General features: G+C 63.3%; 24 protein-coding genes. 11 read left to right on the plus strand and 13 right to left on the minus strand.

From position 1 onward, the window contains the following. Positions 1 to 35 precede the first annotated feature (35 nt). The 3 genes from SO139_RS30750 to SO139_RS30760 all read right to left on the minus strand — a co-directional run bounded on the left by SO139_RS30750 (position 36) and on the right by SO139_RS30760 (position 3,668). Positions 36 to 1,907, minus strand: coding sequence for an AMP-binding protein (locus SO139_RS30750; protein WP_474799496.1), 1,872 nt, complete (start codon positions 1,905 to 1,907; stop codon positions 36 to 38). Between the two features lie 272 nt (positions 1,908 to 2,179). Next, the gene (locus SO139_RS30755) at positions 2,180 to 2,938 is read right to left on the minus strand and encodes an SDR family NAD(P)-dependent oxidoreductase (RefSeq protein ID WP_449379419.1); all 759 of its coding nucleotides are present in this window, start codon (positions 2,936 to 2,938) and stop codon (positions 2,180 to 2,182) included. A gap of 70 nt (positions 2,939 to 3,008) precedes the next feature. Further along, complete coding sequence (locus tag SO139_RS30760; protein ID WP_449379420.1) at positions 3,009 to 3,668, minus strand: TetR family transcriptional regulator; 660 nt, start codon at positions 3,666 to 3,668, stop codon at positions 3,009 to 3,011. A 152-nt stretch (positions 3,669 to 3,820) separates the two neighbouring features. On the opposite strand from SO139_RS30760, the gene SO139_RS30765 reads away from it, so the two are divergent. The 5 genes from SO139_RS30765 to SO139_RS30785 all read left to right on the plus strand — a co-directional run bounded on the left by SO139_RS30765 (position 3,821) and on the right by SO139_RS30785 (position 9,764). Further along, positions 3,821 to 4,993, plus strand: a complete 1,173-nt coding sequence (locus SO139_RS30765) for an acetyl-CoA C-acetyltransferase (RefSeq protein ID WP_449379421.1) — start codon at positions 3,821 to 3,823, stop codon at positions 4,991 to 4,993. Between the two features lie 190 nt (positions 4,994 to 5,183). Beyond that, positions 5,184 to 6,728, plus strand: coding sequence for an acyl-CoA synthetase (locus tag SO139_RS30770; protein ID WP_474799499.1), 1,545 nt, complete (start codon positions 5,184 to 5,186; stop codon positions 6,726 to 6,728). Positions 6,729 to 6,859: 131 nt separating this feature from the next. Further along, a complete protein-coding gene (locus SO139_RS30775) occupies positions 6,860 to 8,002 on the plus strand; it encodes an alpha/beta hydrolase (protein ID WP_449379423.1) in 1,143 nt (380 codons plus the stop codon). A 166-nt stretch (positions 8,003 to 8,168) separates the two neighbouring features. Next, complete coding sequence (gene mbfA / locus SO139_RS30780) at positions 8,169 to 9,140, plus strand: iron exporter MbfA (RefSeq protein ID WP_449379424.1); 972 nt, start codon at positions 8,169 to 8,171, stop codon at positions 9,138 to 9,140. A 270-nt stretch (positions 9,141 to 9,410) separates the two neighbouring features. After that, the gene (locus tag SO139_RS30785; RefSeq protein WP_449379425.1) at positions 9,411 to 9,764 is read left to right on the plus strand and encodes a nuclear transport factor 2 family protein; all 354 of its coding nucleotides are present in this window, start codon (positions 9,411 to 9,413) and stop codon (positions 9,762 to 9,764) included. A 198-nt stretch (positions 9,765 to 9,962) separates the two neighbouring features. Here the strand turns inward: SO139_RS30785 and SO139_RS30790 are convergent, their stop codons facing one another. Further along, the gene (locus tag SO139_RS30790) at positions 9,963 to 11,051 is read right to left on the minus strand and encodes a Zn-dependent alcohol dehydrogenase (RefSeq protein ID WP_449379426.1); all 1,089 of its coding nucleotides are present in this window, start codon (positions 11,049 to 11,051) and stop codon (positions 9,963 to 9,965) included. An 82-nt stretch (positions 11,052 to 11,133) separates the two neighbouring features. Beyond that, positions 11,134 to 12,918 carry an acyl-CoA dehydrogenase family protein gene (locus SO139_RS30795; RefSeq protein WP_449379427.1) on the minus strand — a complete coding sequence of 595 codons (1,785 nt, stop codon included), beginning with the start codon at positions 12,916 to 12,918 and terminating at the stop codon, positions 11,134 to 11,136. A 245-nt stretch (positions 12,919 to 13,163) separates the two neighbouring features. On the opposite strand from SO139_RS30795, the gene SO139_RS30800 reads away from it, so the two are divergent. Continuing rightward, the gene (locus SO139_RS30800) at positions 13,164 to 13,865 is read left to right on the plus strand and encodes an SDR family NAD(P)-dependent oxidoreductase (RefSeq protein WP_449379428.1); all 702 of its coding nucleotides are present in this window, start codon (positions 13,164 to 13,166) and stop codon (positions 13,863 to 13,865) included. Positions 13,866 to 13,984: 119 nt separating this feature from the next. Continuing rightward, a complete protein-coding gene (locus SO139_RS30805) occupies positions 13,985 to 14,815 on the plus strand; it encodes an enoyl-CoA hydratase (RefSeq protein ID WP_449379429.1) in 831 nt (276 codons plus the stop codon). A gap of 22 nt (positions 14,816 to 14,837) precedes the next feature. On the opposite strand, the gene SO139_RS30810 is transcribed toward SO139_RS30805, so the two are convergent. Further along, positions 14,838 to 15,728, minus strand: a complete 891-nt coding sequence (locus tag SO139_RS30810) for a LysR family transcriptional regulator (protein WP_449379430.1) — start codon at positions 15,726 to 15,728, stop codon at positions 14,838 to 14,840. 122 nt (positions 15,729 to 15,850) lie between these two features. Between SO139_RS30810 and SO139_RS30815 the strand changes: the two genes are divergently transcribed. After that, positions 15,851 to 16,693 (plus strand): oxidoreductase, encoded by an 843-nt coding sequence (locus SO139_RS30815; RefSeq protein ID WP_449379431.1) that lies wholly within the window; start codon positions 15,851 to 15,853, stop codon positions 16,691 to 16,693. A gap of 55 nt (positions 16,694 to 16,748) precedes the next feature. On the opposite strand, the gene SO139_RS30820 is transcribed toward SO139_RS30815, so the two are convergent. Both SO139_RS30820 and SO139_RS30825 read right to left on the minus strand, forming a co-directional pair. Further along, on the minus strand, positions 16,749 to 17,372 hold the full coding sequence (locus tag SO139_RS30820) for a GNAT family N-acetyltransferase (protein ID WP_449379432.1): 624 nt from the start codon (positions 17,370 to 17,372) through the stop codon (positions 16,749 to 16,751). Between the two features lie 68 nt (positions 17,373 to 17,440). Beyond that, on the minus strand, positions 17,441 to 17,644 hold the full coding sequence (locus tag SO139_RS30825; RefSeq protein ID WP_474799505.1) for a DUF1127 domain-containing protein: 204 nt from the start codon (positions 17,642 to 17,644) through the stop codon (positions 17,441 to 17,443). Positions 17,645 to 17,755: 111 nt separating this feature from the next. Between SO139_RS30825 and SO139_RS30830 the strand changes: the two genes are divergently transcribed. Together SO139_RS30830 and SO139_RS30835 are read left to right on the plus strand one after the other, a co-directional pair. Continuing rightward, complete coding sequence (locus SO139_RS30830) at positions 17,756 to 18,649, plus strand: transcriptional regulator GcvA (protein WP_449379434.1); 894 nt, start codon at positions 17,756 to 17,758, stop codon at positions 18,647 to 18,649. A gap of 141 nt (positions 18,650 to 18,790) precedes the next feature. Then, positions 18,791 to 20,122, plus strand: coding sequence for an MFS transporter (locus tag SO139_RS30835; protein WP_449379435.1), 1,332 nt, complete (start codon positions 18,791 to 18,793; stop codon positions 20,120 to 20,122). A 120-nt stretch (positions 20,123 to 20,242) separates the two neighbouring features. Here the strand turns inward: SO139_RS30835 and SO139_RS30840 are convergent, their stop codons facing one another. The 3 genes from SO139_RS30840 to SO139_RS30850 form a co-directional block, all read right to left on the minus strand. Beyond that, the gene (locus tag SO139_RS30840) at positions 20,243 to 20,656 is read right to left on the minus strand and encodes a Rieske (2Fe-2S) protein (protein WP_449379436.1); all 414 of its coding nucleotides are present in this window, start codon (positions 20,654 to 20,656) and stop codon (positions 20,243 to 20,245) included. Positions 20,657 to 20,734: 78 nt separating this feature from the next. Next, positions 20,735 to 21,850, minus strand: a complete 1,116-nt coding sequence (locus tag SO139_RS30845) for an amidohydrolase family protein (RefSeq protein ID WP_449379437.1) — start codon at positions 21,848 to 21,850, stop codon at positions 20,735 to 20,737. Between the two features lie 23 nt (positions 21,851 to 21,873). Then, positions 21,874 to 22,932, minus strand: a complete 1,059-nt coding sequence (locus SO139_RS30850; protein WP_449379438.1) for an amidohydrolase family protein — start codon at positions 22,930 to 22,932, stop codon at positions 21,874 to 21,876. A gap of 140 nt (positions 22,933 to 23,072) precedes the next feature. Between SO139_RS30850 and SO139_RS30855 the strand changes: the two genes are divergently transcribed. Further along, a complete protein-coding gene (locus SO139_RS30855) occupies positions 23,073 to 23,555 on the plus strand; it encodes a CinA family protein (RefSeq protein WP_474799509.1) in 483 nt (160 codons plus the stop codon). A gap of 68 nt (positions 23,556 to 23,623) precedes the next feature. Here SO139_RS30855 and SO139_RS30860 read toward each other — a convergent pair whose 3' ends face one another. Together SO139_RS30860 and SO139_RS30865 are read right to left on the minus strand one after the other, a co-directional pair. Beyond that, positions 23,624 to 23,899 carry a DUF1488 family protein gene (locus SO139_RS30860; RefSeq protein WP_449379440.1) on the minus strand — a complete coding sequence of 92 codons (276 nt, stop codon included), beginning with the start codon at positions 23,897 to 23,899 and terminating at the stop codon, positions 23,624 to 23,626. Positions 23,900 to 23,980: 81 nt separating this feature from the next. Next, positions 23,981 to 24,477: tetratricopeptide repeat protein (locus tag SO139_RS30865; RefSeq protein ID WP_498541092.1), on the minus strand; the 497-nt coding region annotated here is incomplete at its 5' end.

A 24,477-nucleotide genomic window follows, 5' to 3' on the forward strand; every position in this document is an offset into this window, starting at 1 on the left:
ATGGGCCGGAATGACGAGGTGAGAGAGCCGAGTCTTCATCGCAGCACGATCACGCCTTCATCCGGCTTCTCGGCATACAGCCGCTCCACCAGTGCGGCGCGTCGCTCGAGGCCAGCGCGCTGGTTGATGTAGCCCTTGTCTGTCAGTTCGTTGCCGTCGATCGAGGGCGGCTCGACCATCAGCATGGCGCGCGCGATCATGCGGCTGCTCGCGCCTTCGCATTCCCTGTTGTGTGCCTCCAGCCCGCGCCTGAAGCAGGCGATCACCTCGGGGTGCTTCACGGCATCCTCAAAGCTCAGCTCGGAATTGCCGACGAGTTGGCGACAGGCATGCAGGTTCGGCCAGGCAAGCAGGCCAATGGAGCAACGATCCTGTCCGGCGACCAGCGCATCATGCACGACCGGCGTCGCGGCGGCGATCGCATCGGTGCGGAGCGAGCCGACATGCACGAAGGTGCCAGTCGTGAGCTTGAAATCCTCGACCACTCGGCCGGCAAAGATGATGCCCTGCACGGGATCCTCATCGTCGACGAAGATGCCGGCATCGCCGATGCAGTAAAAACCTTCCTCGTCGAACATCTTCCTGGTCAGCTCGGCCTGGCCGAAATAGCCGGGCGTGACGTTGACACCGCGCAGGCGCAATTCGTATTTCGAGCCGCACGGCACCATCTTCAATTCGACGCCGGGGAACGGCAGGCCAATCAGGCCGACACGCTCGGTGTCCCAATAGGTGCCGGTCGAGGTCGGTGCGGTCTCGGTCGAACCCCAGCCGGTGTAGAACACGATGCGTTCGCCGGTGGTTTTCACCGCCAGCGCCTGCATGCGGTCGTAGAGGTCGTCCGGGAGCCGCGCCCCGCCATAGGCCATGATCGAGAGGTTCTTGAAGAACGAGCGACAAAGCGCGTCGTCCTTCTCCATCGCCGCGGCAAGCGCCGCATAGCCGGCCGGAACGTTGGCGTAATAGGTCGGCGAGATCTCGCACAGATTGCGCAGCGTTTCCTCGAACTGGCCCGGCATCGGCCGTCCGTCGTCGATATAGAGCGTGCCGCCATCGACCAGGATCGGATGGAACGCGGCATTGCCGCCCATGGTGTGATTCCAGGGCATCCAGTCGAGCATGGTTGGCAGCGGGCCTCCGGGCGTGCGCGGACGGACCTGCATCATCATCGCCGCGTTCGCGCACATCATCGCTTGCGTGTTGATGACCGCCTTGGGCATGCCGGTCGAGCCGGAGGTGAACAGGAGCTTACCGACAGTCTGTGGCGCAATCTTCGCGATCGACGCGTCGACATCGTGCGTCACTGGCGTTGCCGCGAACTCAGCGAAACTGACGCTCTTGATGTCCTCGCAGGCGCGAGCGACGTGAACAACAGTGACACCGGTGAGGTCGATCGCCCTGAGCGCCTTCTCGAAAGTCGGACCATCCTGCACCATCACGACGGCCGGCTTGATCAGGTCGAAGAGATACTTCAGCTTGACGTGATCGTGGCTCATCAAGGAGTAGGCCGGCGACACCGGCGCCGCGGGAGAGCGCGCCTGCATCGCAGCCTGCGTCATCAGCGCGTGCTCGATCGAATTGCCGGAGAGAATCGCAACCGGCCGTCCGTCGAGACCGAGATTGAGCAAGCCTTGCGTCAGCGCATCCACCGTCCGCTTGGCTTCACCGTAGGACACCTTGCGCCACGCGCGATCCGGGCCGCCACGCTGCGCGAGCCAGATGCGCTCGGGCGCTTGCCTCGCCCATTTCGCCAGCGAGGCGGGAATGTGCGTTTCGTAAGACTGCAGCGGAATGCGCGACTTCAGCACCACCGTGCCATCTGCGCGCCGCTCGACGTCGATGTCGCGCGGCAGCCATTCGATCTTGCGAAAGGCAGGCTTCGCCATCACCGTCGCCACGCTCCCACTCATTTTGCGTCTCCCGGAATTAACGTCCTTTGCGGATCATTCTCGTTCAGCGCTTGATATAGACAGGCTTTCGCTTGTCGAGGAAGTGAACTTCCTGCATCGACGGCATGAGTGCCGATTGCTGTATACTCTCCCCTTGCGAGAGAGGGCAGGTATGTCCCTGGCCAGGAATTCGCTTGGGTGAGGGGCCTGTCTCCGCGGACAGAACCCCTCATCCGGCGTCATAGCCGATGCGAAGCATCGGCGTTCTTTTAGGGACAGCGGCGGAGCATCGCTTACCGCGGCGCCATGCGGATGGCGCCGTCGAGGCGGATGGTCTCGCCGTTGAGCATCGCATTCTCGACGATATGCACGGCGAGCGCGCCGTATTCGGCGGCGTCCCCAAGACGCGAGGGATGCGGGACCTGGGCGCCCAGACTCTTGCGCGCCTCTTCGTTCAGACCCATCAGCAGCGGCGTGAAGAACAGGCCGGGCGCGATGGTGTTGACGCGGATCTTCTGGCTGGCGAGATCGCGCGCTGCCGGCAACGTCAGGCCGACGACGCCGCCTTTTGAGGCCGAATAAGCGATCTGACCGATCTGGCCCTCATAGGCCGCGACCGACGCGGTGTTGATGATGACGCCGCGCTCCTCACCGATCGGCTCTGCCGTGACGAGGCGCTCTGCAAACAGGCGCAGGCAGTTGAAGGTGCCGATCAGGTTGACATTGATGATGCGCGCGAACTTTTCCAGCGGATAGATGCCGTCACGGCCGACGATGCGCTGCGAGCCGCCGACGCCGGCGCAGTTCATCAGCACGCGAGCGACCCCATGTGCTGCTTCCGCCCTTGCGATCGCGGCCTTGATCTGCTCCTCGCTGGTGACGTCAGCATGAAGCGCGACGCCCTTCACCTCGGCCGCGACCTTCTCGGCGTTCTCCTTGCTCTGGTCGATCACGCCGATCTTGGCGCCCTTGGCCGCCATGGCGCGGGCGGTCGCGGCGCCTAAGCCCGAACCACCGCCGGTGATGAGAACGGCTACGTCATTCAACTGCATTGCTGGTACCTCTCCTTGGGCGTTTCTTCTCTGGACTTGAACGTCTCTGGATTTGAATGTTTTGGGCCGATTATCCGGCCGCGGCAGCTTCCTCGGCTTGCGCGAGGATGCCGCCGCAGATCAGCGTTTCCATGTGCTTGATATATTGCCGGCAGACTTCGTCGGTGACCGGGCCGACGCCGGTCGCGCGAGACATCGCGTGCCGGCCGAAGAACAGGTGATCGCAGGCGCCGATCAGGCTGGTGTAGAACAGCACGGGATCGGTGATACGAAACTCGCCGCGGCTGACGCCCTCGGCAAGCAGGCGGCGATGGAAATCGAGCAGCGGCGCGACGAAGAACTTTGAGACCTCGTCGGCGGACTCCGCCGTGCTCTCATGCAAGAGATAGTGGATCAGCCGGTTCATGTAGGGGAACCGGTGATAGGCGCGGATGATGCCGCCGATATGCAGCTTGAGCTTTGCGGTCGGCGTGATCGGCTGCACCAGAAGATATTCGAGGTTTGACAGCTCGGTCGCGGCATCGCGCGCGAGCAGCGCCAGCAAGAGGCCGTCCTTATTGCCGAAGTGATATTTGACCAGCGCCGCGTTGGCGCCCGACTTCTGCGCGATGTCGCTGAGCGAAATTTCGATCGAGGAGCGTTCGATCATCAGCTCGCTCGCGGCCACCAGCAGTTTCTCTGCCGTGGAATTTTTGCCGCTCGGAAGCCTGTTCGGTACGCTGGTAGTCACGGAGATCCCTGTCTCGTCGCACGAAGGGCCGCAGATAAGCGCAAGCGGCGCCTCCCCACAAGAGTTAATTGATCGATTGACTAAATCATCATCGACCCCTTTAATCCGCCCCCGACAACAAACCATTCAGAAGAATTCAGGGAGAAACCGACATGGCCGAGGCTTACATCGTCGCCGCTGCGCGGACCGCCGGCGGGCGCAAGGGGGGCCGCCTCGCCGGCTGGCATCCGGCCGATCTCGCCGCAAAAGTGCTGGATGAGCTGGTCGATCGCGCCAAGGTCGACCCGGCCCAGGTCGAGGACGTGATCATGGGCTGCGTGATGCAGGTCGGGGAGCAGTCCAACAACGTCGCGCGCAACGCGATCATGGCCTCGAAACTGCCGGAGAGCGTGCCGGGCACCTCGATCGACCGGCAGTGCGGCTCCTCGCAGCAGGCGCTACATTTTGCGGCCCAGGCCGTGATGTCCGGCGCAATGGACGTCGTAATTGCGGCCGGCGTGGAATCGATGACCCGCGTGCCGATGGGCCTGTCCTCGCAGCTCGCGGCCAAGAACGGCTTTGGCCACTACAAGAGCCCGGGCATCGAGCAGCGCTATCCGAACATCGTGTTCAGCCAGTTCACCGGCGCGGAGATGATGGCCGAGAAGTACGCCCTCTCCAAGGATGAGCTCGACGAGTATTCCTACAACAGCCATCAGCGAGCGATTGCGGCGACGCAAGGAGGCCATTTCAAGGACGAGATCGTGCCGCTCGAGATCACCCGCGCCGACGGCTCGACGGACACCCACCATATCGACGAAGGCATCCGCTTCGACGCCAGCCTCGATGGCATCAAGAGCGTCAAGCTGATCGCCGAGAACGGCAAGCTGTCGGCGGCGAGCGCCAGCCAGATCTGCGACGGCGCGTCCGGCGTCATGGTCGTGAACGAGCGAGGCCTCAAGTCGCTCGGCGTCAAGCCGCTCGCGCGCGTGCATCACATGACCATGATGGGCGGCGATCCCGTCATCATGCTCGAGGCGCCGCTGCACGCGACCAAGCGCGCGCTGGAGAAGGCCGGCATGGCAATTGGCGACATCGACCTGTTCGAGGTCAACGAAGCCTTTGCCTCGGTACCGACGGCGTGGCTGAAGACAACCGGCGCCGATCCGGGCCGCCTCAACGTCAATGGCGGCGCGATCGCACTCGGCCATCCCCTCGGCGGCTCCGGCACCAAGCTGATGACGACGCTGGTCCATGCGCTGAAGCAGCGCGGCAAGCGCTACGGCCTCCAGACCATGTGCGAAGGCGGCGGCATGGCGAACGTGACGATCGTGGAGCGATTGTAAGCCGCGGCCACACAAACGGTGTCGTCCCGGCGAAAGCCGGGACCCACACCGCGCAATCTATCGATCTTGGTTGGTCGCAGTACCGAATGACGATCCTCCGCCAAACTACGCCCTGTGGCTATGGATCCCGGCCCCCGTGCGCAATTGCGCACTAGGCCGGGATGACTACGTAATTTGCTGCGAGATCTCGATGACCCACCCCTCCGTCTACGCCCGCACCACGCCGAACAAGATCGCCTACCAGATGGCCGGAACCGGCAAGGCGATCACCTATCGCGAGCTCGACGAGCTCTCGAACCAGGGCGCGCAGCTGTTTCGCTCGCTGGGACTGAAGGCCGGCGATCACGTCGCGCTGTTGATGGAGAACCGCCTCGCCTTCATGGAGATTTGCTGGGCCGCGCAGCGCAGCGGTCTCTATTACACCGCGATCAGCCGCTATCTGAAGCAGGACGAGATCGACTACATCATCGGCGATTGCGGCGCCAAGGTCGTCGTCACCACGCCGAAATGCGCCGACCAGATCAAGGGGTTGATCAAGGGCGCACCGGGCGAGCCGATCTTCTACATGATGGACGAGCCGCTGGCCGGCTTCCGCTCCTACGACAAGGAAGCCGCGGCGCAGCCGGTGACGCCGATCGCGGACGAGGTCGCCGGCTATGACATGCTGTATTCGTCGGGCACGACGGGCCGCCCCAAGGGCATCAAGAAGGTCTTTGAGGGCAACCGCATCGATGCGCCGAACGCCTTCCTGCGCGTGCTCTGCGCCGACATGTGCGGCATGAATGCCGGGACCACTTACCTGTCGCCAGCACCGCTCTATCACGCAGCTCCGCTGCGCTTCAACATGATGGCGATCGTGCTCGGCGGCACCTCCATCATCATGGAGCATTTCGACGCCGAGGAGTTCTTGAAGCTGGTCGAGAAATACAAGGTGACACAGTCGCAGCTCGTGCCGACCATGTTCGTGCGCATGCTGAAGCTGCCGGACGAAACCCGCGCGAAATACAACGTCTCCACGCTCAAGGGTGCGATCCACGCCGCCGCTCCCTGTCCGGTCGACGTCAAGGCAAAGATGATCGAATGGTGGGGGCCCATCCTGATCGAGTACTACGCAGGCTCGGAAGGCAACGGCGTCACCGTCTGCAACTCCACGCAATGGCTGGAGCATCGCGGCAGCGTGGGCCGCGCGGTGGTGGGCAAGATCAGGATTTTGGACGAGAACGACGAGGAGCAGCCCGTGGGCGAGATCGGCACGGTCTATTTCGCCGACGCGCCAGCCTTCACCTATCACAACGATCCCGAGAAGACGAAGAGGGCCTATAACGCCAAGGGCTGGTCGACGCTCGGCGACGTCGGTTATCTCGACGAGGACGGCTTCCTCTATCTTACCGATCGCAAGTCCTACATGATCATCTCGGGCGGGGTGAACATCTACCCGCAGGAAACCGAGGACGTGCTGATCAGCCATTCCGAGGTCTCCGACGTCGCCGTGTTCGGCGTGCCAAACGAGGAGATGGGCGAAGAGGTGAAGGCGGTGGTGCAGCCGCACGACATGAGCCGCGCGGGCAAGGAACTCGAAGCCGACCTGATCGCCTATTGCAAGACCCGCCTTTCCGCCCTCAAATGCCCGCGCTCAATCGATTTCGAAGCCGAGCTGCCGCGCACGCCGACCGGCAAGCTGGTCAAGCGCCATTTGCGCGACAGGTATTGGCCGAAGACCGCGGTGAAGATCTAGCAACAACACGGATGTCGCAGGGTAGGCAAAGGCGCGCTCTTCGGCGCCGTGCCCACCGTCTCACCGCATGCGCGATGAAAGTGGTGGGCACGCTTCGCTTTGCCCACAGGTTCGTGCAATGATCTAAAGCCATGACCGATCTCCCCGACATCCCCCTGCCCGCCGGCATCCGCTCGCGCTATGTCGATGGCATCAACGGCCTCTGCATGCACGTGCTCGAAGCCGGCTTCGAGACGCAGGGGCGGCCCTGCGTTTTGCTGCTGCATGGCTTTCCGGAGCTCGCCTTCTCCTGGCGCAAGGTGATGCCGGCGCTCGCCAGTGCCGGCTATCACGTGATCGCGCCGGACCAGCGCGGCTACGGGCGTACCACTGGATGGCAGGCGGATTACGACGGCGATCTCGCGCCCTTCCGGCTCTTCAATCTGGTGCGCGACGCGCTCGGGCTGGTGTCGGCGTTCGGCTATCGGCAGGTCGATGTGGTCGGGCATGATTTCGGCAGCCCGGTTGCGTCCTGGTGCGCGCTGCTGCGGCCGGACGTGTTCCGTTCGGCGGTGATGATGAGCGCGCCGTTCGGCGGGCCGCCGTCCTTGCCGTTCAACACAGCCGACAAGCCAGCCGCGGCGCCGCACGCCGATCCCGTGCATCGCGAGCTCGCCGCGCTGCCGCGGCCGCGCAAGCACTACCAGTGGTACTATTCGACACGCGAAGCGAATACCGACATGCAGCACGCGCCACAGGGCGTGCACGATTTCCTGCGCGCCTACTATCATCACAAGAGCGCGGACTGGACGGACAACAAGCCTTATCCGCTGAAGTCCTGGTCCGCAGGCGAGCTCGCAAAGCTGCCGACCTACTACCTGATGGATCTCGGTGAGACCATGTCGCAGACAGTCGCGAAGGAAATGCCCTCGCCTGCCGAGATCGCCGCCAACCAGTGGCTGCCGGATCAGGAGCTAGCCTATTACAGTGCCGAATATGGTCGCACCGGATTCCAGGGCGGGCTGCAATGGTACCGCTGCGGCACGTCGGGTGCTTTCAACAACGAATTGCAACTGTTCGTGGACCGCACCATCGAGGTGCCCTCCTGCTTCATCTCCGGCAAGCAGGATTGGGGCACGTATCAGCGTCCCGGCGTGTTCGAGGCGATGCAGGCCCGCGCCTGCACGAACATGCTCGGTTGCCATCTCGTCGACGGCGCAGGTCATTGGGTGCAGCAGGAGCAGCCCGCCGAGGTGAGCCGGCTGTTGATCGAGTTCCTCGCCAAGACTCGCTGACGCAAAGACTCGCTGACGCCAAGACTTGCTGACGCCAAGACTTGCTGACACCAAGGCTCGCTGACGCCAAAACTCACTGAGACAAAGTTCACGCGGCATGATTTGACCCCGGCGCGGGCGCGCCGTATAACGATTTAGAATCATTCTAAATCTCTTGGGGCGCGTCGTGAAGAGCTTTGCCGATCTGACCGAGCGCGAGGTGCTCGCGGTCGCGATTTCCTCCGAAGAGGAAGACAGCCGCATCTACATGACCTTCGCCGAGGACCTGAAGGAGCGCTATCCGGATTCGGCCAGGATCTTCGAGCAGATGGCCGAGGAGGAACGCGGCCATCGCCACCGCTTGCTCCAGCTCTACGAAGAACGCTTCGGCCCGCATCTGCCACCGATCCGCCGCGAGGACGTCCGGGGCTTTCTGCGCCGCCGCCCGATCTGGCTGACCAAGAACCTGCCGCTCGACACGATCCGGAAAGAGGTCGAGACCATGGAGCTCGAGGCCGAGCGGTTTTACGCACGCGCCGCCGAGCAGGCCGAGGATGTAGGCGTCCGCCGCCTCCTCGGCGATCTCGCCGAGGAGGAGAAGCATCACGAGAACACTGCCGCCAAGCTGACGGACGAGATCCTCAAGCCCGACGTGCGCGCGGAGGAAGACCGCACGCGCCGCCGCATGTTCGTGCTGCAATATGTGCAGCCGGGCCTCGCCGGTCTGATGGACGGCTCGGTCTCGACGCTGGCGCCGCTGTTCGCCGCCGCCTTCGCCACGCACCAGAATTGGCAGACGTTTCTGGTTGGGCTCGCCGCTTCGATCGGCGCCGGCATCAGCATGGGCTTTGCCGAAGCGCTTTCCGACGACGGCTCTCTCACCGGCCGCGGCTCGCCCTGGCTACGCGGCATCACCTGCGGCTTGATGACGACGCTCGGCGGACTTGGCCACACCATGCCTTATCTCGTCCCGGACTCCTGGCCCAATGCGTTCTGGATCGCCACCGCGATCGCTTGCGTCGTCGTATTTTTCGAATTATGGGCGATCGCCTTCATCCGCGCGCGCTACATGGACACGCCGTTCCTCCAGGCGGTGTTCCAAATCGTGCTCGGCGGCGCAATCGTGCTCGGGGTCGGGATATTGATCGGCGCAGCATAGGTTTTGCCGCGTTCCTGCGTCCCGCCGCAATCACCTCAAATGGCGGCGTTGAAGCTCGCCGAACTGATCGAGTGGGATTTCGCCGGCTTCACACCACCGCCCAGGTTTGATGATTAGCGTAATCATCATGATCGTGATGCTTCGGTCGAGACCGAAACATCATTGCGATCAGGCATGCTCTTGTCCGTAATCAACCGAGTCTCGCTGACGACTTCGAGACTGTGGGTCGCACCTCGCGCGCCCCAGAGTGACCAGAAGGGAAGAAATGTGATGAACAGAGACCTCGAAGAACTGACCGTGCTCAACCGCGACTACGTCGCCTCCGTCCAGAATTGCGACGTCAAGCGCTTCGACGAGATCCTCGCGCAGGACTTCTATTGCTCCAATCCCGACAAGACGCTGGTCGATCGCGCCGGCTTTTTGAAGCAAACGGCACAGCCGATCGCGATCCGCAATCTCAGGGAACACGACGTCAAGATCCGCATCATGGGCGATTTCGCCATTATTCACGGCGCGACCAGCTATACGACTGCGGACGGCCAGCAGGCTTCGGGCCGCTATACAGATTGCTGGGCGAGGCAGAACGGGAAGTGGCTCGCGGTGTCGGCGCACGTGTCGCGGTGAGGCGCGTGAACGGTGAGGCGAGCACATCGCCCACACAAATCTCCGCTGTCATGCCCCGCGAAGGCGGGGCATCCAGTACGCGGTAGCCTCTCCGTATTCGTCGTCGCCTCTGGAATACTGGATCGCCCGCCCCGGGGCGCAATTGCGCACAAGGCGGGCGATGACACCTGACTGAGGAGCGACGCTTGAGATTGTTGCCTAGCTATCGAACATGATCACGCTGCGCAGCGTCTTGCCGGCTTTCATGTTGGCGAAGCCTTCGTTGATCTCGGAAAGCTTCAGCTTGGCCGAGATCCAGTCCTCCAGGTGCAAGCGGCCACGCAGGTAGAACTCGACCAGCCGCGGCATGTCGACGCGAAAATGGTTCGAGCCCATCGACGAGCCCTGGATCTTGCGTTCGCGCAGGAAGTCGAAGCCGTGCAGCTCGATCTTCTGCCCGAACGGGATCATGCCGACGATCGTCGCCGTGCCGCCGGCGGCGAGCATGCCGAACGCCTGCTCGGCGGTCTCCTTGCGACCGAGAACCTCGAAGGAATGGTGCACGCCGCCATTGGTGAGGTCGCGCACCTGCTTCACCACGTCGCCATCGGCGGGATTGATGATGTCGGTGGCGCCGAGCTTGGTCGCGAGCTGGAGTTTTGCCGGGTTTGTATCGATCGCGATGATGCGGCCGGCACCCGCGATCTCAGCGCCGTTGATCGCGGCCATGCCGACGCCGCCGCAACCGATCACCGCAACGGTCTCGCCAGCCTGGATTTTTGCGGTGTTTACCACCGCGCCATAGCCAGTGATGACCCCACAGCCGATCAACGCAGCGAGCTCGAGCGGCATGTCCTTGCGGATTTTGACGATGGCGTTCTCGTGCACCAGCATCTGCTCGGCGAAGGACGACAGGTTGAGAAACTGATGCAGCTTCTCCGGCTTCGACCACTGCATCCGATCGGAGACGCCCGGCAGCATCTTCACCGTCGTGTCGGTGCAGAGCACCGTGCGGCCCGTCGTGCAGTTGTCGCAGGTGCCGCAGAACACGGACAGGCAGGTCACGACGTGATCGCCCGGCTTCACGTAGGTCACGTCGGAGCCGACCTGCTCGACGACACCAGCCGATTCATGACCGAGCACTGCGGGCAGCGGATGCGGATAGAGCCCTTCCATGAAGTGCAGGTCGGAGTGGCAGAGGCCGGCAACCGCGGTGCGGATCAAAACCTCGCGCGGGCCCGGCTTCGGCAGGCTGACGTCCTCGATGACGAGCGGCTTGTTGACTTCATAGAGGACGGCAGCCTTCATTTGTTTGTTTCCTCGTTATTATCGTTTTCGTTGGCGCCCAGCTCGCCCATAGGGAGAGGTGAACGACGCCCTCGGCCGCAGCCTACGCTGCCAGAATCAGTTCGCCAACCTCGGGCATTGCGGCCGCACGCTCGCCCAGCAGCAGCGACACGATGGCTTGCTGGGTTGGATTTTCCGTGAGCCGGAACGGATCGCTTGGCGATACCCGATGATCGATCACGAGCCGCGACAACAGGAGCCGTCGCGCATCGCCCCGCCTCTCGTGGATGCGATGTGATTCCCATGCCAGCGCCACGGCGCTTGCGACATGATAGAGCAGGCTGGTGGCGCGCCGCGCATCGGCTTCGTTGTCGGCGCTATCAGCGACCTCACGCGCGAAGCCGACGGCACGATCGGTAAGCCCGCGCAAGCGATCGCGCCAGGCCTGCGGCACGGACGCGCTGTCGTCGAGCCGGGCGTGCAGATCGGCGGCGAGTGCGGCTTCTGCACCATGGCGGCCGACCGCACGCGTCAAGGCGTCGATCGCCACGATGTTGCCGGTGCCTTCCCAGATCGACCCGAGATGAGCATCGCGGAGCAGCCGTGAAGTGGCGAACTCCTCGATATAGCCGATGCCGCCGCGCATCTCGAGCGCATCGCCGCAGACCTTTCGCGCATCACGCGCGGCACGAAACTTCAGCGTCGGTGTGAGGATGCGCAGCAGCGCTGCGGCATCCTGGCTGCCGGCCTCGGCGCGGTCGAGCGCGTCGGCGGTCAGAAAGCTCATCGACAGGGCCTGCTCGACCGGCAGCATGATCTTCATCATCTGCCGCCGTCCGAGGGGGAGGTCGACGATGCGCTTGCCGAACACCACGCGATTGGTCGCGACCGTCATCGCGTCGTGGTAGGCGCGGCGCATCAGCGCCGTCGACTTCACGCCGTTCGAGAGCCGCGAGGAGTTGACCATCTCGGCCATCTGCACGAAGCCGCGGTCGAGCTTGCCGACCGCATAGGCGATTGCGCCTTCGAGCTTGATCTCTCCCGAGGCCATCGAACGGGTGCCGAGCTTGTCCTTCAGCCGCACGATCCGGTAGTTGTTTTGCGAACCGTCGTCGAGGAAGCGTGGCATCAGGAACAGGCCTACGCCGCGCGTGCCGGGACCGGCGCCCTCGGGACGCGCCAGCAGCATCACGACTTTGGCGTCGGCATTCGAGCAGAACCATTTTTCGCCGTAGAGACGCCAACGATCGCCCTCCTGCACCGCGCGCGTTGTCAGCGTGCCGACGTCGGAACCGCCCTCCTTTTCGGTCATGAATTGGCCGCCCTGGGTCAGCTTGCTCATGTCGGTCTGGGTCAGGCCGTCCAGATATTTCGCCTTCAGCGCCTCGCTGCCGAAATTCGCGAGCAGTTTTGCACACCCGTCGGTGACGTTGATCGGGCAGCCCATGCCGAATTCGGTCTGGTTGAACAGGAAGGTAAAGGCGTGCTTTGCCGCGACGGGATACTTGTCCGGCCAGCCCATGACACCCTTGCGAATCGACAGCGCATGAATGCCGAACTCGCCAAACGCCGCCTTCTCCAGCTCGCGATAGGCCGGATGATATTCGATCCACTGCACGTCGCGGCCGAACTTGTCGCGCTGGTGCAGCACCGGCGCATGCCGGTCGGCGAGCCGTGCGCATTCGTCGAGAGTGCCCCCGGCGAGCTCGCCGAGACGATCGAGATGCGGCTCGATGTGACGGAATAGCGGATCGGGCAGATGGATGCGCAACAGGTCCGTCAATGCCGGATCGGCGCGGTAGAAATTCATCCCGGTGGTGTCGGGCGCAAGCAGGCCCGGCTGCTCGACCGCAACGCCTTTCTGCTGCGACGTGCCCGGCTTGTGCATGATCGACCTCTTTCGTTTCCGTCCCGCGGGATTTGTCCGCCGTTTTGGTGCTTGCTGCTTTGGATGATGTCGATCATGCTCCAGGCGAGAACGCGGATAAAGCCGCAAATCGTCAGGGAGGCATGAGCGTGGCGATGGCTGAGACCGCTCTGCGGAATTGTGATCAGCCGCTTTCGCGGACGCGGCTGGCTCTTCGGGCCAAGCATGCATAGATCCGTTGTTCCTGCTCCCAAAAGGATCGCATCATGGAACATCCCAAATACAACATCGCGCTCATCGTCGGCGCCGGCGAAGGCTTGAGCGCCTCGCTGACACGGCTGTTGTCCGCCCAGGGTCTGCGCGTAGCGCTCGCCGCGCGAAAGATCGAAAAACTCGGCGCACTCTGCGGCGAGACTGGCGCGAAGGCCTTTGCCTGCGACGCGACCAAGCCGGAGGAGGTCGAGCGCCTGTTCGGCCTTGTCGAGCGCGAGATCGGCACGCCAGATGTCGTGATCTACAATGCAAGCGGCCGGACGCGTGGACCGTTTGTCGAGCTCGTCGCAGCGGATGTCGCGCAATCGATCGCAGTGAGCGCCTTCGGCGGTTTCCTTGTGGCGCAGGAGGCAACCAAGCGCATGCTGCCCAACAAGCACGGCGCGATCCTGTTCACGGGCGCATCGGCGAGCGTGAAGGGCTATGCGCAGTCGGCGCCATTCGCGATGGGCAAGTTCGCGCTGCGCGGGCTTGCGCAAAGCATGGCGCGCGAGCTCGCGCCGCAGGGCATCCATATCGCGCATTTCGTCATTGACGGCGGCATCCGCAGCGCAGCGCGCACGGAGGCGCCGGACAGACCGGATTCGATGCTCGATCCCGATGCAATCGCGCAGAGCTATTGGAACGTCCTGCAACAGCCGCGCAGCGCCTGGGCCTGGGAAATGGAGCTGCGGCCCTGGGTGGAGAAGTTTTGAGGCGTACTGCCGTAGGGTGGGCAAACGCGCGCAGCGCCGTGCCCACCTCTCATGATCAACACGGGATGCAGAAGTGGTGGGCACGCTGCACTTTGCCCACTCTACCGGAGCAGTGAAGCATGACCACCGAAACCACCATCGACACCGGCACCGACGAACTCCTCTGCGTCATTCGCGACCGCGTCGCGGTGATCACGCTGAACCGTCCCGACGCGCGCAATTCGCTGTCGGACACGCTGACGCCGGCGCTGCGCGCGATGATCCGAACCTGTGGCGAGGATCAAAATGTCGGCGCGCTGCTGATCACGGGCGCCGGACAAGCCTTCTCCGCCGGCGGCAACGTCAAGGGCATGGGCGCGCATCGCGACAAGGCCAAGCTCGAAATGTCCTTCGAGGACCGGGTTGCCGATTTGCAGGAGCGGCAGCGGCTCCTCACCGGTGTGCTGGTCTCGGTGCGCAAGCCGACCATTGCGGCGCTGCCCGGCCCCGCGGTCGGCGCGGGGCTCGCAATCGCCATGGCCTGTGACATCCGCATCGCCGCACAATCGGCTTTTGTGGCCACCGGCTATGCCCGCGTTGCACTCAGCGGCGACTACGGCATCGCCTGGCTGCTCACGCGTCTGGTCGGCACGGCGCGGGCGCGCGAATTGATGTTCACGGGCGGCAAGGTCGATGCCGACAGGTGCGAGGCGATCGGCCTCGTCAATCGCGTCGTGCCGGACGACAGATTGCAGGACGAGGCCTTCGCGCTGGCCAAGTCGCTGGCCGAGGGCCCGCGGCTCGCGCTGCGGTACATGAAGGACAATCTGGACGAGGCCCTGCTGTTCGATTTCGAGACCGCCCGCGACCACGAGGCTGGGCGGCTGATTCGCCTGGCCACGACGGCCGATCACAAGGAGGCGGTGCAGGCCTTCATCGAGAAGCGCAAGCCGGTGTTCACGGGGAAGTAACGCGCTCCGCCGTTCATTCGGGCTACGCGGCAGGCGCCCGTGCGAAATCGACAAAGGCCCGCAGTGCTGCCGGCAATTGCCGGCGGCTCGGATAGTACAGGAAGAAACCCGGATAGGCCGGGCACCAATCGGCGAGCACGCGAACCAGTTTGCGCCTCGCCAGCAACTCTTCGACCTGGCCTTCGAACACATAGGCGAGACCGAGCCCGTCGAGTGCCGCATCGACCATCAGATCCTGGTCGTTCAGCGTCAGCGGTCCTGTGACATCAATATCGACCTCGATGCCGCCGCGCTCGAACTCCCAATGATAGAGCGCACCGCTGGTGAAGCGGTAGCGAATGCAGGGCAGTGCTTTCAGGTCATGCGGCGCGACAGGCGCTTTGTACGCCTTGAAGAAAGCAGGCGAGCCGATCACCGCAAAGCGATGCCGCGGGCCGATCGGCACCGCGATCATGTCGGCGGCGATGGTCTCGCCAAAGCGCACCCCGGCGTCGAAGCCGGCCGCGACCATGTCGATCAGCGCATCGTTGATCATGATCTCGATGCTGACGTCCGGGAACGCCTTCAGAAAGCGCGTCACGATCGGCAACAGAACGAGCTGCGCGGACTGGCGCGCGGCGGTGAAGCGCAGCATGCCGGCCGGCTTGCCGCGGAAATTGTTGAGGTCTTCGAGCGCGTCGTCGATGTCGCGAAACGCCGGCTTGATGCGGGCGAACAGGCGCTCGCCGGCTTCGGTCAAGGCCACACTGCGCGTGGTGCGGTTCACCAGCCGCAGGCCAAGTCGCTCCTCGATGTTACGCAGCGCGTGGGACAACGCCGATGGCGTGACGCCGAGCTCGGTCGCAGCCGCCCGAAAGCTGCGGTGACGGGCAATGGCGAGAAAGATCGCAAGGTCGGACGGGTCAATCCGCATTGATGAATTTTGCTCAGCAGCCTACGAAATATATAGCTGATTATCTCACCTATGGCGAGGCGATACACGTTGTCCATCAGCTTCGGCACATCGCCGGAGCCTCAAATGGAAAGGGCAACATCATGCGTGTCTGGTTCATCACAGGAGCGTCCCGCGGATTTGGCGCGCTGATCGCCGAGGCCGCACTCAGCGCCGGCGATGCGGTGGTTGCCACCGCGCGCGACCCGTCGACCGTCACCGCGCGGCTCGGCAGTCACGAGCGGCTCCTGGCCACCCGGCTTGATGTCACCAGCGAGGCCGAAGCCCATGAGGCCGCAGGCCAGGCGGTCAAGCGATTCGGGCGCATCGACATCCTCGTCAATAATGCCGGCTACGGCCTGCTCGGTGCGATCGAGGAGGCGAGCGCTGCGGAAACGCAAAAGCTGTTCGGCACAAATGTGTTCGGCCTGCTGAGCGTCACCCGCGCGGTGCTGCCGCATATGCGCCGCCAACGTTCGGGCCACGTCATCAACATCTCGTCGGTCGGCGGCTACACCGGCTATCCCGGCTGGGGTGTCTATGGAGCGACCAAATTCGCAGTCGAAGGCATCAGCGAGGCGCTGGCCGGCGAAGTGGCTCCCCTCGGGATCAAGGTGACCGTGGTCGAGCCGGGCTTCTTCCGCACCGATTTCCTCGACGAGACCTCGCTGTCGCGGACGGCACTCCAGATCGATGACTACAGTGAGACCGTTGGCAAGACGCGCGCGCACGCCGCCGACGTCAATCACGGCCAGCGCGGCGATCCGCGCAAGCTGGCGCAGGCCTTCCTCAAACTGGCGGATGCGGCCAAGCCGCCACTGCGCTTGCCGCTCGGCAGCGACACCGTGGAACGGATCGGGGCAAAGAACGCCTTCGTCGCGCGGGAGCTTGCGGAGTGGCTGACAGTTGCGACCTCGACCGACTTTACCGGCGATCAAGCCATTTGATGCGCGAAAAAATCAGCCCGGTTCTGACTTCACCAGAACCGGGCTTTCAGTCGTGTCAGGCTGTGGCTGAGGGGCTTTCGGCCTGACGGGAAAGGGCGGCGAGACGCCAGCTTGCGCAGGGAATGTCTTTTGGCTCGATGGCGATCTGCTTGTCGAACCGAACCAGCCTCCAGTCGTCGGGATGATTGACGAAGGCAAAGCCGGATTTACGGGCGAGCGAGATCATCACGTCGTTGGCGCGCAGCGTGTCGCCGAAGATGTGCTCGGCGCCAAAGGCGGCCGCGCGGCATTCGAGATTTTTGAGCAGCGCCGTGCCAATGCCGTGGCCCTGCCAGCGGTCGCCGACCGACAAGCCGAACTCGAGGCTCGAAGTCTCGGCCTGGAAAGCATAGCGGGCTTCGCCGACGATGGTTTCGAAACCATCGACGATCATGGTCGCGATCACGCTGAAGCGTTCGCGTTCGCCAACATGGGTGAAGTCGTGCAGCAGCGCCTTCGGCAACTCGCTCAGTGCACCGAAGAAGCGGTTGTAACGGGATCGAGCCGACAGGGAACGAAAATAGTGCTGCAACTCGTCGGTGTCGCGCGGCTCGACGAAGCGCACCGTAAGCGCCTGCCCATGGCGGGTGCGCAGCGTATCCGAGTATTGCTTGAGGTCATCCAGGCGCAGCATGCTCATGAGACTCTCCCGCGGCGAAAACGACCGCCGGCGCCCCTCTTCAGAGGCGGCGCCGGCCGGGCGGCCAATCAGGCCCGCCAGAAAGGTTTTTCAGCCTCAAACGCAATGTCACTCCAAGAGAGACCGACGTCCTGGAGATCGCGGGTGGTCCACTGGGACAGCTCTTTGCGGGTGCGGTAGCGCTCGTGCCAGACATGGAGTGTCTCCCCGATCTGGTAGAGCAGGCTCGGCGCATGATGATTTGTCATCGAATTGTGGGTCAACGTAGACATTTTCAGCTCCTGGAGCTAACTTAGATCTGCAATATCTGCTTCGTCCGGCGTTTCGACAAACGACAATTTGTACCTATTCGCATGAAATAAGCTCATGCATCCTGCTGCCAAATGACTGCCAGATTGCCTTCCCTGAACGGTTTGCGGGCCTTCGAGGCCGCCGCACGCCACCTCAGCTTCACGCTGGCCGCGGCCGAACTGAATGTGACGCAGACCGCGATCAGCCATCAGATCCGCAGGCTCGAGGAGGAGCTCGGCATTCGCCTATTCGTCCGCCAGAACCGCGCGCTGGCGTTGACGGCAGAGGCACGCGACTACCTGCCTGGCGTCCGTGCCGCGTTCAACGATCTCAGGCTTGCGACCGACCGGCTGCTCCGCAAGGACGACGACAAGGTGCTGACCGTCTCGACCATCGCCTCGCTCGCCGCCAAATGGCTGTTGCCAAGGCTGACCAATTTCCAGGAGCAGCATCCCGGCATCGACGTCCGCATCACCACATCGACGAGCCTCGTGGATTTCCAGCGCGACAATGTCGATGCCGCGATCCGTTACGGCCGTGGCCAGTGGCCGGGCGTGCGCGCCGAATGGCTGATGCGGGACGAGTTGTTCCCGGTGTGCAGCCCGTCGCTGCTGAGGGGCGACAAGCCGCTGCGCACGCCGCAGGACCTGAAAGACCACGTGCTGCTGCACACCAACAACGGTGACGACTGGCGACTGTGGCTGACGGCTGCGGGGCTCTCGACCAGCATTTCCAAGCAGCCCGGCATCACCTTCGACATGACGCTCATGACGGTGCAGGCAGCGATCGACGGCATGGGGGTGGCGATGGGACGGACCACGTACGTTCAGGACGACATCGCCAAGGGCCGCCTCGTGGTCCCCTTCCGCATCGCGCTTCCAGCGGATGCCGGCTTCTATTTGGTCGCGCCCGATGGCCGCCGCGAGGCGTCGAAACTGGTCGCCTTCCGCGACTGGCTGGTCGCTGCAACGCAGAATAAAGCCTGAAAAATCATGAGCTTCGCTCGTGAAATGGGTTGACTCCCGCACCCCTGCGCGAGAGGGGTAAGACAGATTGTCGCAGCACGATCGGTCGTCCGCCGTGAAAATGAGTTCCGGTCCGGCCACATCTTTTAGGGAGTAAGCGTCATGGCTGGACCGGCCACTTCAACCAATCCGCCCGAGATCAAGTCACGCATCGGCGCCATCCTGCGCGCGACCTCGGGCAATTTCCTCGAGCAGTTCGATTTCTTCCTGTTCGGCTTCTATGCCGCCGCGATCGGCAAGGCGTTCTTCCCCTCGACCAATGAGACGGCCTCGCTGCTCAACACCTTTGGCGTGTTCTGGCTCGGCGCTTTGATGCGCCCCGTCGGCGCGATCGTGTTAGGGGCCTATATCGACCGCATCGGCCGCCGCCAGGGCCTGATCGTCACGCTCGCGATCATGGCGATGGGCACGGTGGTGATCGCGTTCTGCCCGAGCTATGCGACCATCGGCATCGCGGCGCCGATCATCGTGCTGCTCGGCCGCCTGCTGCAGGGCTTCTCCGCCGGCGTCGAGCTCGGCGGCGTGTCGGTCTACCTTGCGGAGATCTCGACGCCTGGCAATCGCGGCTTCTACACCTCGTTCCAGTCCTCGAGCCAGCAGGTCGCGATCTTCGTGGCATCGATCCTCGGCTATATCCTCTCCGAGTTGATGCCGGCCGACATCGTCACCGCCTGGGGCTGGCGCATTCCCTTCTTCGTCGGCTGCCTGATCATCCCCTTGATTTTCTTCCTGCGGCGGACGCTTCAGGAGACGCCGGAATTCCTGGCGATGAAGAAACATCCGACCGCCGCGCAGGTGTTCGCGTCGGCGCTCGCCAACTGGCGCATCGTCATCCTCGGCATGATGATCGCGATCCTCACCACCACGACGTTCTATTTCGTCACGGTCTATACGCCGACCTTCGGCAAGACCGTGCTGAAGCTGTCGACGCAGGATGCGCTGCTGGTCACGCTGCTCGTCGCCGTGACCAACTTCATCTGGAATCCGGTCGGCGGCGCGTTGTCGGACCGCATTGGCCGGAAGCCCGTGCTGCTCACCATCGCCTGCCTGTCGCTGCTGACAGCCTATCCGGCGCTGCATTGGCTGGTGGCCGCGCCGACCTTCGGCAAGCTGCTCGCGGTCGAGATGATGTTCTCGTTCTATTTCGGCGTCTATAGCGGCACCATGCTGGGTGCGCTCGTCGAGATCGTGCCGGCGCATGTGCGCACCACCTGCTTCTCGCTCGCCTTTGCGCTCGCGGCCGCCTTGTTCGGTACCTTCACGCCGTTCGCCTCGACCTGGCTGATCGAAAAGACCGGCGACAAGGCATCGCCCGGCTTTTGGCTGATGTTCGCCGCCGTCCTCGGCATCATCGCTGCCGCGACCGTCTATCGCGGCGGCGGCAAGGCAGTGGCGACGTATGATCCGGTGGCGGAGCCGGTCGCCGGCCACTAGCCGCATCGTCATTCCGGGGCGATGCGAAGCATCGAGCCCGGAAGCCATGGTGCCACAGGAGTGCTGGGAGAAATGGATTCCGGGCTCGCCTCTTCGAGGCGCCCCGGAATGACAGCGGGGTTACAGGTCCACCACCACGTAGTCACTCTCGACTTTGACCGGGATCGTTTCGGCGACATACGGTCCCTTCACGACGCTCGTGCCCGGCTCCACATGAGCGGGATACGCCTTGACGCGGAAGCGGCGGGGGTCGCAGTAGGATTGGCCGGTGCGCACGTCGAATTCCCAGCCGTGCCAGGGGCAGCGGATGATCTCTCCCAGCCTGGTGTATTCAATCTCGCCGGGATCCTTGGATTGCGCGAGCCCGATCAGCGGCCCCTCGCACAACGCTGCGCCCTGATGCGGGCAGCGATTGAGCAGGCCGAAATATTCGCCCTTGATGTTGAAGACCGCGATCGGCCGTCCGTCGATCTCGAGGAATTTTCGTGTGCCTGGCGGAAGTTCATCCACAGGCGCGATCACGTGACGCGCCATGTTAGGTTTGTCGCATGATCTCCGCGCAAACGCGTTCCGCGTTTGTCGCGAGGGAAAACCGCTGCACACTTTTCCGGATCATGCGACAGCGATCCCGTACAGTTTCCGCGCATTGCCCAGATAAAACGCCTCGCGGTTGGTTTCGCTGACGCCGGGCGGCAGCACGCGCGACGGCTCGTCATAGTCCCAATGCGGATAGTCGGTCGCGAACAAGAGCCGGTCCCAGCCGATCCACTTGATGACATCGAACAGGTCTTCGCGCCGCTCCGGATCTTCCATCGGCTGCGTCGTCCACCACACCTGGTCTCGGATATATTCGGACGGCGGCCGCTTCAGATGCGGCACCTCGCTACGCAGTCGCTGCCAGACTTTGTCGAGCCGCCAGGCGAGCGACGGCGCCCAGCCGAAACCGGCCTCGATCATCACCATCTTCAATTTCGGGAAGCGCTCGAAGACCCCTTCCAGCACGAGGCTCGCGAGCGCCGATTGCTGGCACTGCGAATGCCCCACCATTTCCTCGATGTAATAGCTCGGCCAGCCCGACGGCGTGATCGGATTGCCGCCGAAGCCGAAGGCATGCACGCCAACCGGGAGGCCGGCCTCTTCCGCGGCCTGGTAGATCGGCCAATAGCGGCGCTGGCCGAGTGGCTCGACGTTGCGGCTGAGCAGCAGCACCTGGACGAAGTTCTTGTCGCCAGCACGCTCGCGGATTTCGGCGGCCGCAGTCATCGCATCCTCATTGCCGACGACGATCGAGGCCTTCAGCCGCTTGTCCTTGCTGGTCCATTTGTCGATCTGCCAGTCGTTGATCGCCGAGCACAGCGCCGCCGAGAGCTCGTGATTGCGGATGCCCTGCCCGGTGCCGAGCGGATTGAGCACCCCCAGCTGCACGTTGTTGGGGTCGAGATGCTGCTGCTGCATGAAGGAGAGCGAAGAGCCTTGCGGCCCGCCTTCCGGCGGATAGGCATCGCGGCGCGAGGCGTTGGGCTGGGCCTTCGGATAGGGCGGGCCTTCCATCATGCCTTGATAGGCATGCACGCCGTAGACGTCGAGATGATGCTGCCAGCGTTTGGCGAGATAGGGATAGAGCTCGGTCCGGGTCGCGCGCGCCGGGTGGATATCGCAGTCCGCAATTGCGGTCTTGGTGGTCAGGGCAGACGCGGACTCGGTCGCTTCGCGGAACTGGATATTCATCGCCTTGCCTCCTTTGGCAGCGGCTAACTCAGGCGGGGATAGGTTGCATGCGGATTGTCGATCATGATCTTGCGCACGAGATCGGGGGATAGACCTTCGGGCAGCGCGTCCTGGCCGTCGAATTGCCAGTGCGGATAGTCCGTGGAGAATAGGACTAATTCGTCGGACTGCATATGATCAAACAGGCGAATTAATGTCGCCTGTTCCGGCGGCGCGTCAAACGGCTGCAACGAAAAGCGGATGTTGCTGCGCACAATCTCCAGTGGCGCGCGATCGACCCAGGGCGTTTCCATCCGCACCCCGCGCCAGAACTTGTGCAGCCGCCAGAGATAGGGCGCGACCCAGGTGATACCGGATTCCAACATCACCATCTTCAGCCTCGGATGGCGGGCGAACACGCCCTCTACGATCAGGCTGGTGAGCTGGGTCTGGAACGCCTGCGCCTGGCCGACATAGTCCTCGATGTGATACGAACCCCACCCCACAGCGGTCGGCGGGTTGTGATAAGCGGAACCGGCATGAATGCCTATCGCGAGGTCCAGCCGCTCCGCCGCCGCATAGATCGGCCACAGCGCGCGCTTTCCCAGCGGCGTGTCGCCCATGACAAGCATCAGCACCTGCACGAAGCGCTTGTCGACCGCGCAGCGTTCGATCTCGGCGACCGACTTCTCGACATTTTGAATGGGAATGACGATCGAGCCACGCAGCCGCGGTTCCCGGTCAAGCCATTCCCTTGCCAGCCAGTCGTTCAGCGCGCGGCAGAAGGCGTTTTGCATGTCTTCGGAAAACACCATCTGCACGCCATAGAGCGGGCTGCAGATGGCGTAACTGAGCGCGAAGGGATCGAGCACATGGCGCTGCATGTCCTCCAGATGCGATCCCGGCTTGCCGGCCTCAGGACGCCAATCCGGGCGTGCCGTGATCGGCGAATTCTGCGGATAGGACTGCGAGATCAGATCGACCATGCCACGCGTCGTCACCTGGTCGCGCCAGTAATCGTTCAGATACGGCAAAAGGCTGGTGAGATGCGGCACCGCCGGGTGCACGTCGCAGTCAACACCGCCGGCGATCAGGGACGTCATGACGCTTCCTTTTCACGCGCGCTTGGCCGCATCGCTTGTTGACGCCATTCAAGCAGGCCTGCAGGCCGCCTGCAACTCGGCCAGCGCCGCTGTCATATGCTAGAAGAGCGCAGCTAGGTTGCTCGGGAGTGAAGCGCAAGATGAAAGAGCTCGTGGGGATTGCGGAACAGGTCGCGGCCAAATTGATTGCGCGCAAACAGACCATTGCGGTGGCGGAATCCTCCGCAGGCGGCCTGATCGCCGCAAGCCTGCTCGCGGTGCCCGGCGCGTCGGCCTATTTCCTCGGCGGCGCTGTGGTCTACACGCGCGATGCGCGACGCGTGCTGATGGATATTTCGGATGACGGCATGAAGGGCTTTCGTTCCTCGTCCGAGCCTTACGCAAAACTGCTCGCCGAGCAGATGCGCGAGCGCTTCGGTTGCGACTGGGGCCTGTCCGAGACCGGCGCGGCCGGCCCAACCGGCAATCGCTACGGCGACGCCGCCGGCCATAGCTGCATGGCAATCGCCGGCCCCGCGACCGAGGTGATGACGCTGGAGACCGCCAGCAACGACCGCTTCGCGAACATGCAGATGTTTGCCGCCACGGCGCTGCGACTGCTGCTGAAGAATTTGGACGGGTGAGTACGAGCGTACGCCATATCTTCAATGTCGTCCTGGCGAACGCCAGGACGACATTGAGCCTGTTGCTGCTATCTCCCCAGATGCTTCGTAAAAATTCGCACCACATACCCCTTGAAGCGCGGCGCTTCGTCGTAGAGGTCCGATGCGATCCGTTCGATGGTCTCGCGCAGTGAGAGGAATTGCGCCTGACGTGCGCTGCTTTCCGTGCCTTGCATGCCGGCGAGCTCATCCATCGCGGCGTCGCTGATCTGGCACGTCACTTCTTCGCCATCGTCAAGCATGGTGAAGCGGAAGGCCAGACGTTCGAGGTCATGGCCAATGATCTTGTCGCGCGTCAGCGGCATCCAGATTGTCCCGGTCGCGCCCCGGCCGGGACAATGCTGAAATTATTGCGGCTTGTCACCGCTTTTGGGGTGAGTTAGCCGTCAATACACCAGCGCCGTGCCTGTCGGCTTGTCCAGTGCAGCCGCGAGCGACTTGTACTCCTCGCAACTCGTGCCGCAAATCGCGGCGATCCTGTCCAGGTGATACATCGCCTGCTCGCGATTGCCCTGTTCGAGCTGCCACAGGCCGTAATACTGCCAGGTCAGCACGTGGTTCGGATCGATGGCCAGGGCGTGCTCATACCAGATCTGCGACTGCTTGTAGTCACCGAGCTTGCGGTAGGAATAGCCGATGAGGTTGGCAACGTTCGGATTGTCGTCACGGCCGAGCGCCTTGAGCTGTGCGATCGCGGAGGCGTAGTCGTTGCGCTCATAGATTGTGTCGTAGGCGGCGCGATAGGCCGCCGCAAAGGTGGGTTCGCCGATGCTCGACTGGTTGTTGGGCTTCTTGCCCTTCTGGGTGGCCTTCGTGTTGGAGCGATTTGGATAGGACGGCGCCGGCGTATTCCTGTTCTGGCCGGCGAACGAGCTCGCAAAGG

This window comes from Bradyrhizobium sp. UFLA05-89 (genome assembly GCF_059803475.1).

Excerpts from the sequence above, each read along its gene's own strand:
- SO139_RS30750 (WP_474799496.1), bottom strand. The coding sequence starts at position 1,907 with ATGAGTGGGAGCGTGGCGACGGTGATGGCGAAGCCTGCCTTTCGCAAG.
- SO139_RS30755 (WP_449379419.1), bottom strand. The coding sequence starts at position 2,938 with ATGCAGTTGAATGACGTAGCCGTTCTCATCACCGGCGGTGGTTCGGGC.
- SO139_RS30765 (WP_449379421.1), top strand. The coding sequence starts at position 3,821 with ATGGCCGAGGCTTACATCGTCGCCGCTGCGCGGACCGCCGGCGGGCGC.
- SO139_RS30770 (WP_474799499.1), top strand. The coding sequence starts at position 5,184 with ATGACCCACCCCTCCGTCTACGCCCGCACCACGCCGAACAAGATCGCC.
- SO139_RS30775 (WP_449379423.1), top strand. The coding sequence starts at position 6,860 with ATGACCGATCTCCCCGACATCCCCCTGCCCGCCGGCATCCGCTCGCGC.
- SO139_RS30785 (WP_449379425.1), top strand. The coding sequence starts at position 9,411 with ATGAACAGAGACCTCGAAGAACTGACCGTGCTCAACCGCGACTACGTC.
- SO139_RS30790 (WP_449379426.1), bottom strand. The coding sequence starts at position 11,051 with ATGAAGGCTGCCGTCCTCTATGAAGTCAACAAGCCGCTCGTCATCGAG.
- SO139_RS30795 (WP_449379427.1), bottom strand. The coding sequence starts at position 12,918 with ATGCACAAGCCGGGCACGTCGCAGCAGAAAGGCGTTGCGGTCGAGCAG.
- SO139_RS30800 (WP_449379428.1), top strand. The coding sequence starts at position 13,164 with ATGGAACATCCCAAATACAACATCGCGCTCATCGTCGGCGCCGGCGAA.
- SO139_RS30805 (WP_449379429.1), top strand. The coding sequence starts at position 13,985 with ATGACCACCGAAACCACCATCGACACCGGCACCGACGAACTCCTCTGC.
- SO139_RS30810 (WP_449379430.1), bottom strand. The coding sequence starts at position 15,728 with ATGCGGATTGACCCGTCCGACCTTGCGATCTTTCTCGCCATTGCCCGT.
- SO139_RS30815 (WP_449379431.1), top strand. The coding sequence starts at position 15,851 with ATGCGTGTCTGGTTCATCACAGGAGCGTCCCGCGGATTTGGCGCGCTG.
- SO139_RS30820 (WP_449379432.1), bottom strand. The coding sequence starts at position 17,372 with ATGAGCATGCTGCGCCTGGATGACCTCAAGCAATACTCGGATACGCTG.
- SO139_RS30825 (WP_474799505.1), bottom strand. The coding sequence starts at position 17,644 with ATGTCTACGTTGACCCACAATTCGATGACAAATCATCATGCGCCGAGC.
- SO139_RS30830 (WP_449379434.1), top strand. The coding sequence starts at position 17,756 with ATGACTGCCAGATTGCCTTCCCTGAACGGTTTGCGGGCCTTCGAGGCC.
- SO139_RS30835 (WP_449379435.1), top strand. The coding sequence starts at position 18,791 with ATGGCTGGACCGGCCACTTCAACCAATCCGCCCGAGATCAAGTCACGC.
- SO139_RS30840 (WP_449379436.1), bottom strand. The coding sequence starts at position 20,656 with ATGGCGCGTCACGTGATCGCGCCTGTGGATGAACTTCCGCCAGGCACA.
- SO139_RS30845 (WP_449379437.1), bottom strand. The coding sequence starts at position 21,850 with ATGAATATCCAGTTCCGCGAAGCGACCGAGTCCGCGTCTGCCCTGACC.
- SO139_RS30850 (WP_449379438.1), bottom strand. The coding sequence starts at position 22,932 with ATGACGTCCCTGATCGCCGGCGGTGTTGACTGCGACGTGCACCCGGCG.
- SO139_RS30855 (WP_474799509.1), top strand. The coding sequence starts at position 23,073 with ATGAAAGAGCTCGTGGGGATTGCGGAACAGGTCGCGGCCAAATTGATT.
- SO139_RS30860 (WP_449379440.1), bottom strand. The coding sequence starts at position 23,899 with ATGCCGCTGACGCGCGACAAGATCATTGGCCATGACCTCGAACGTCTG.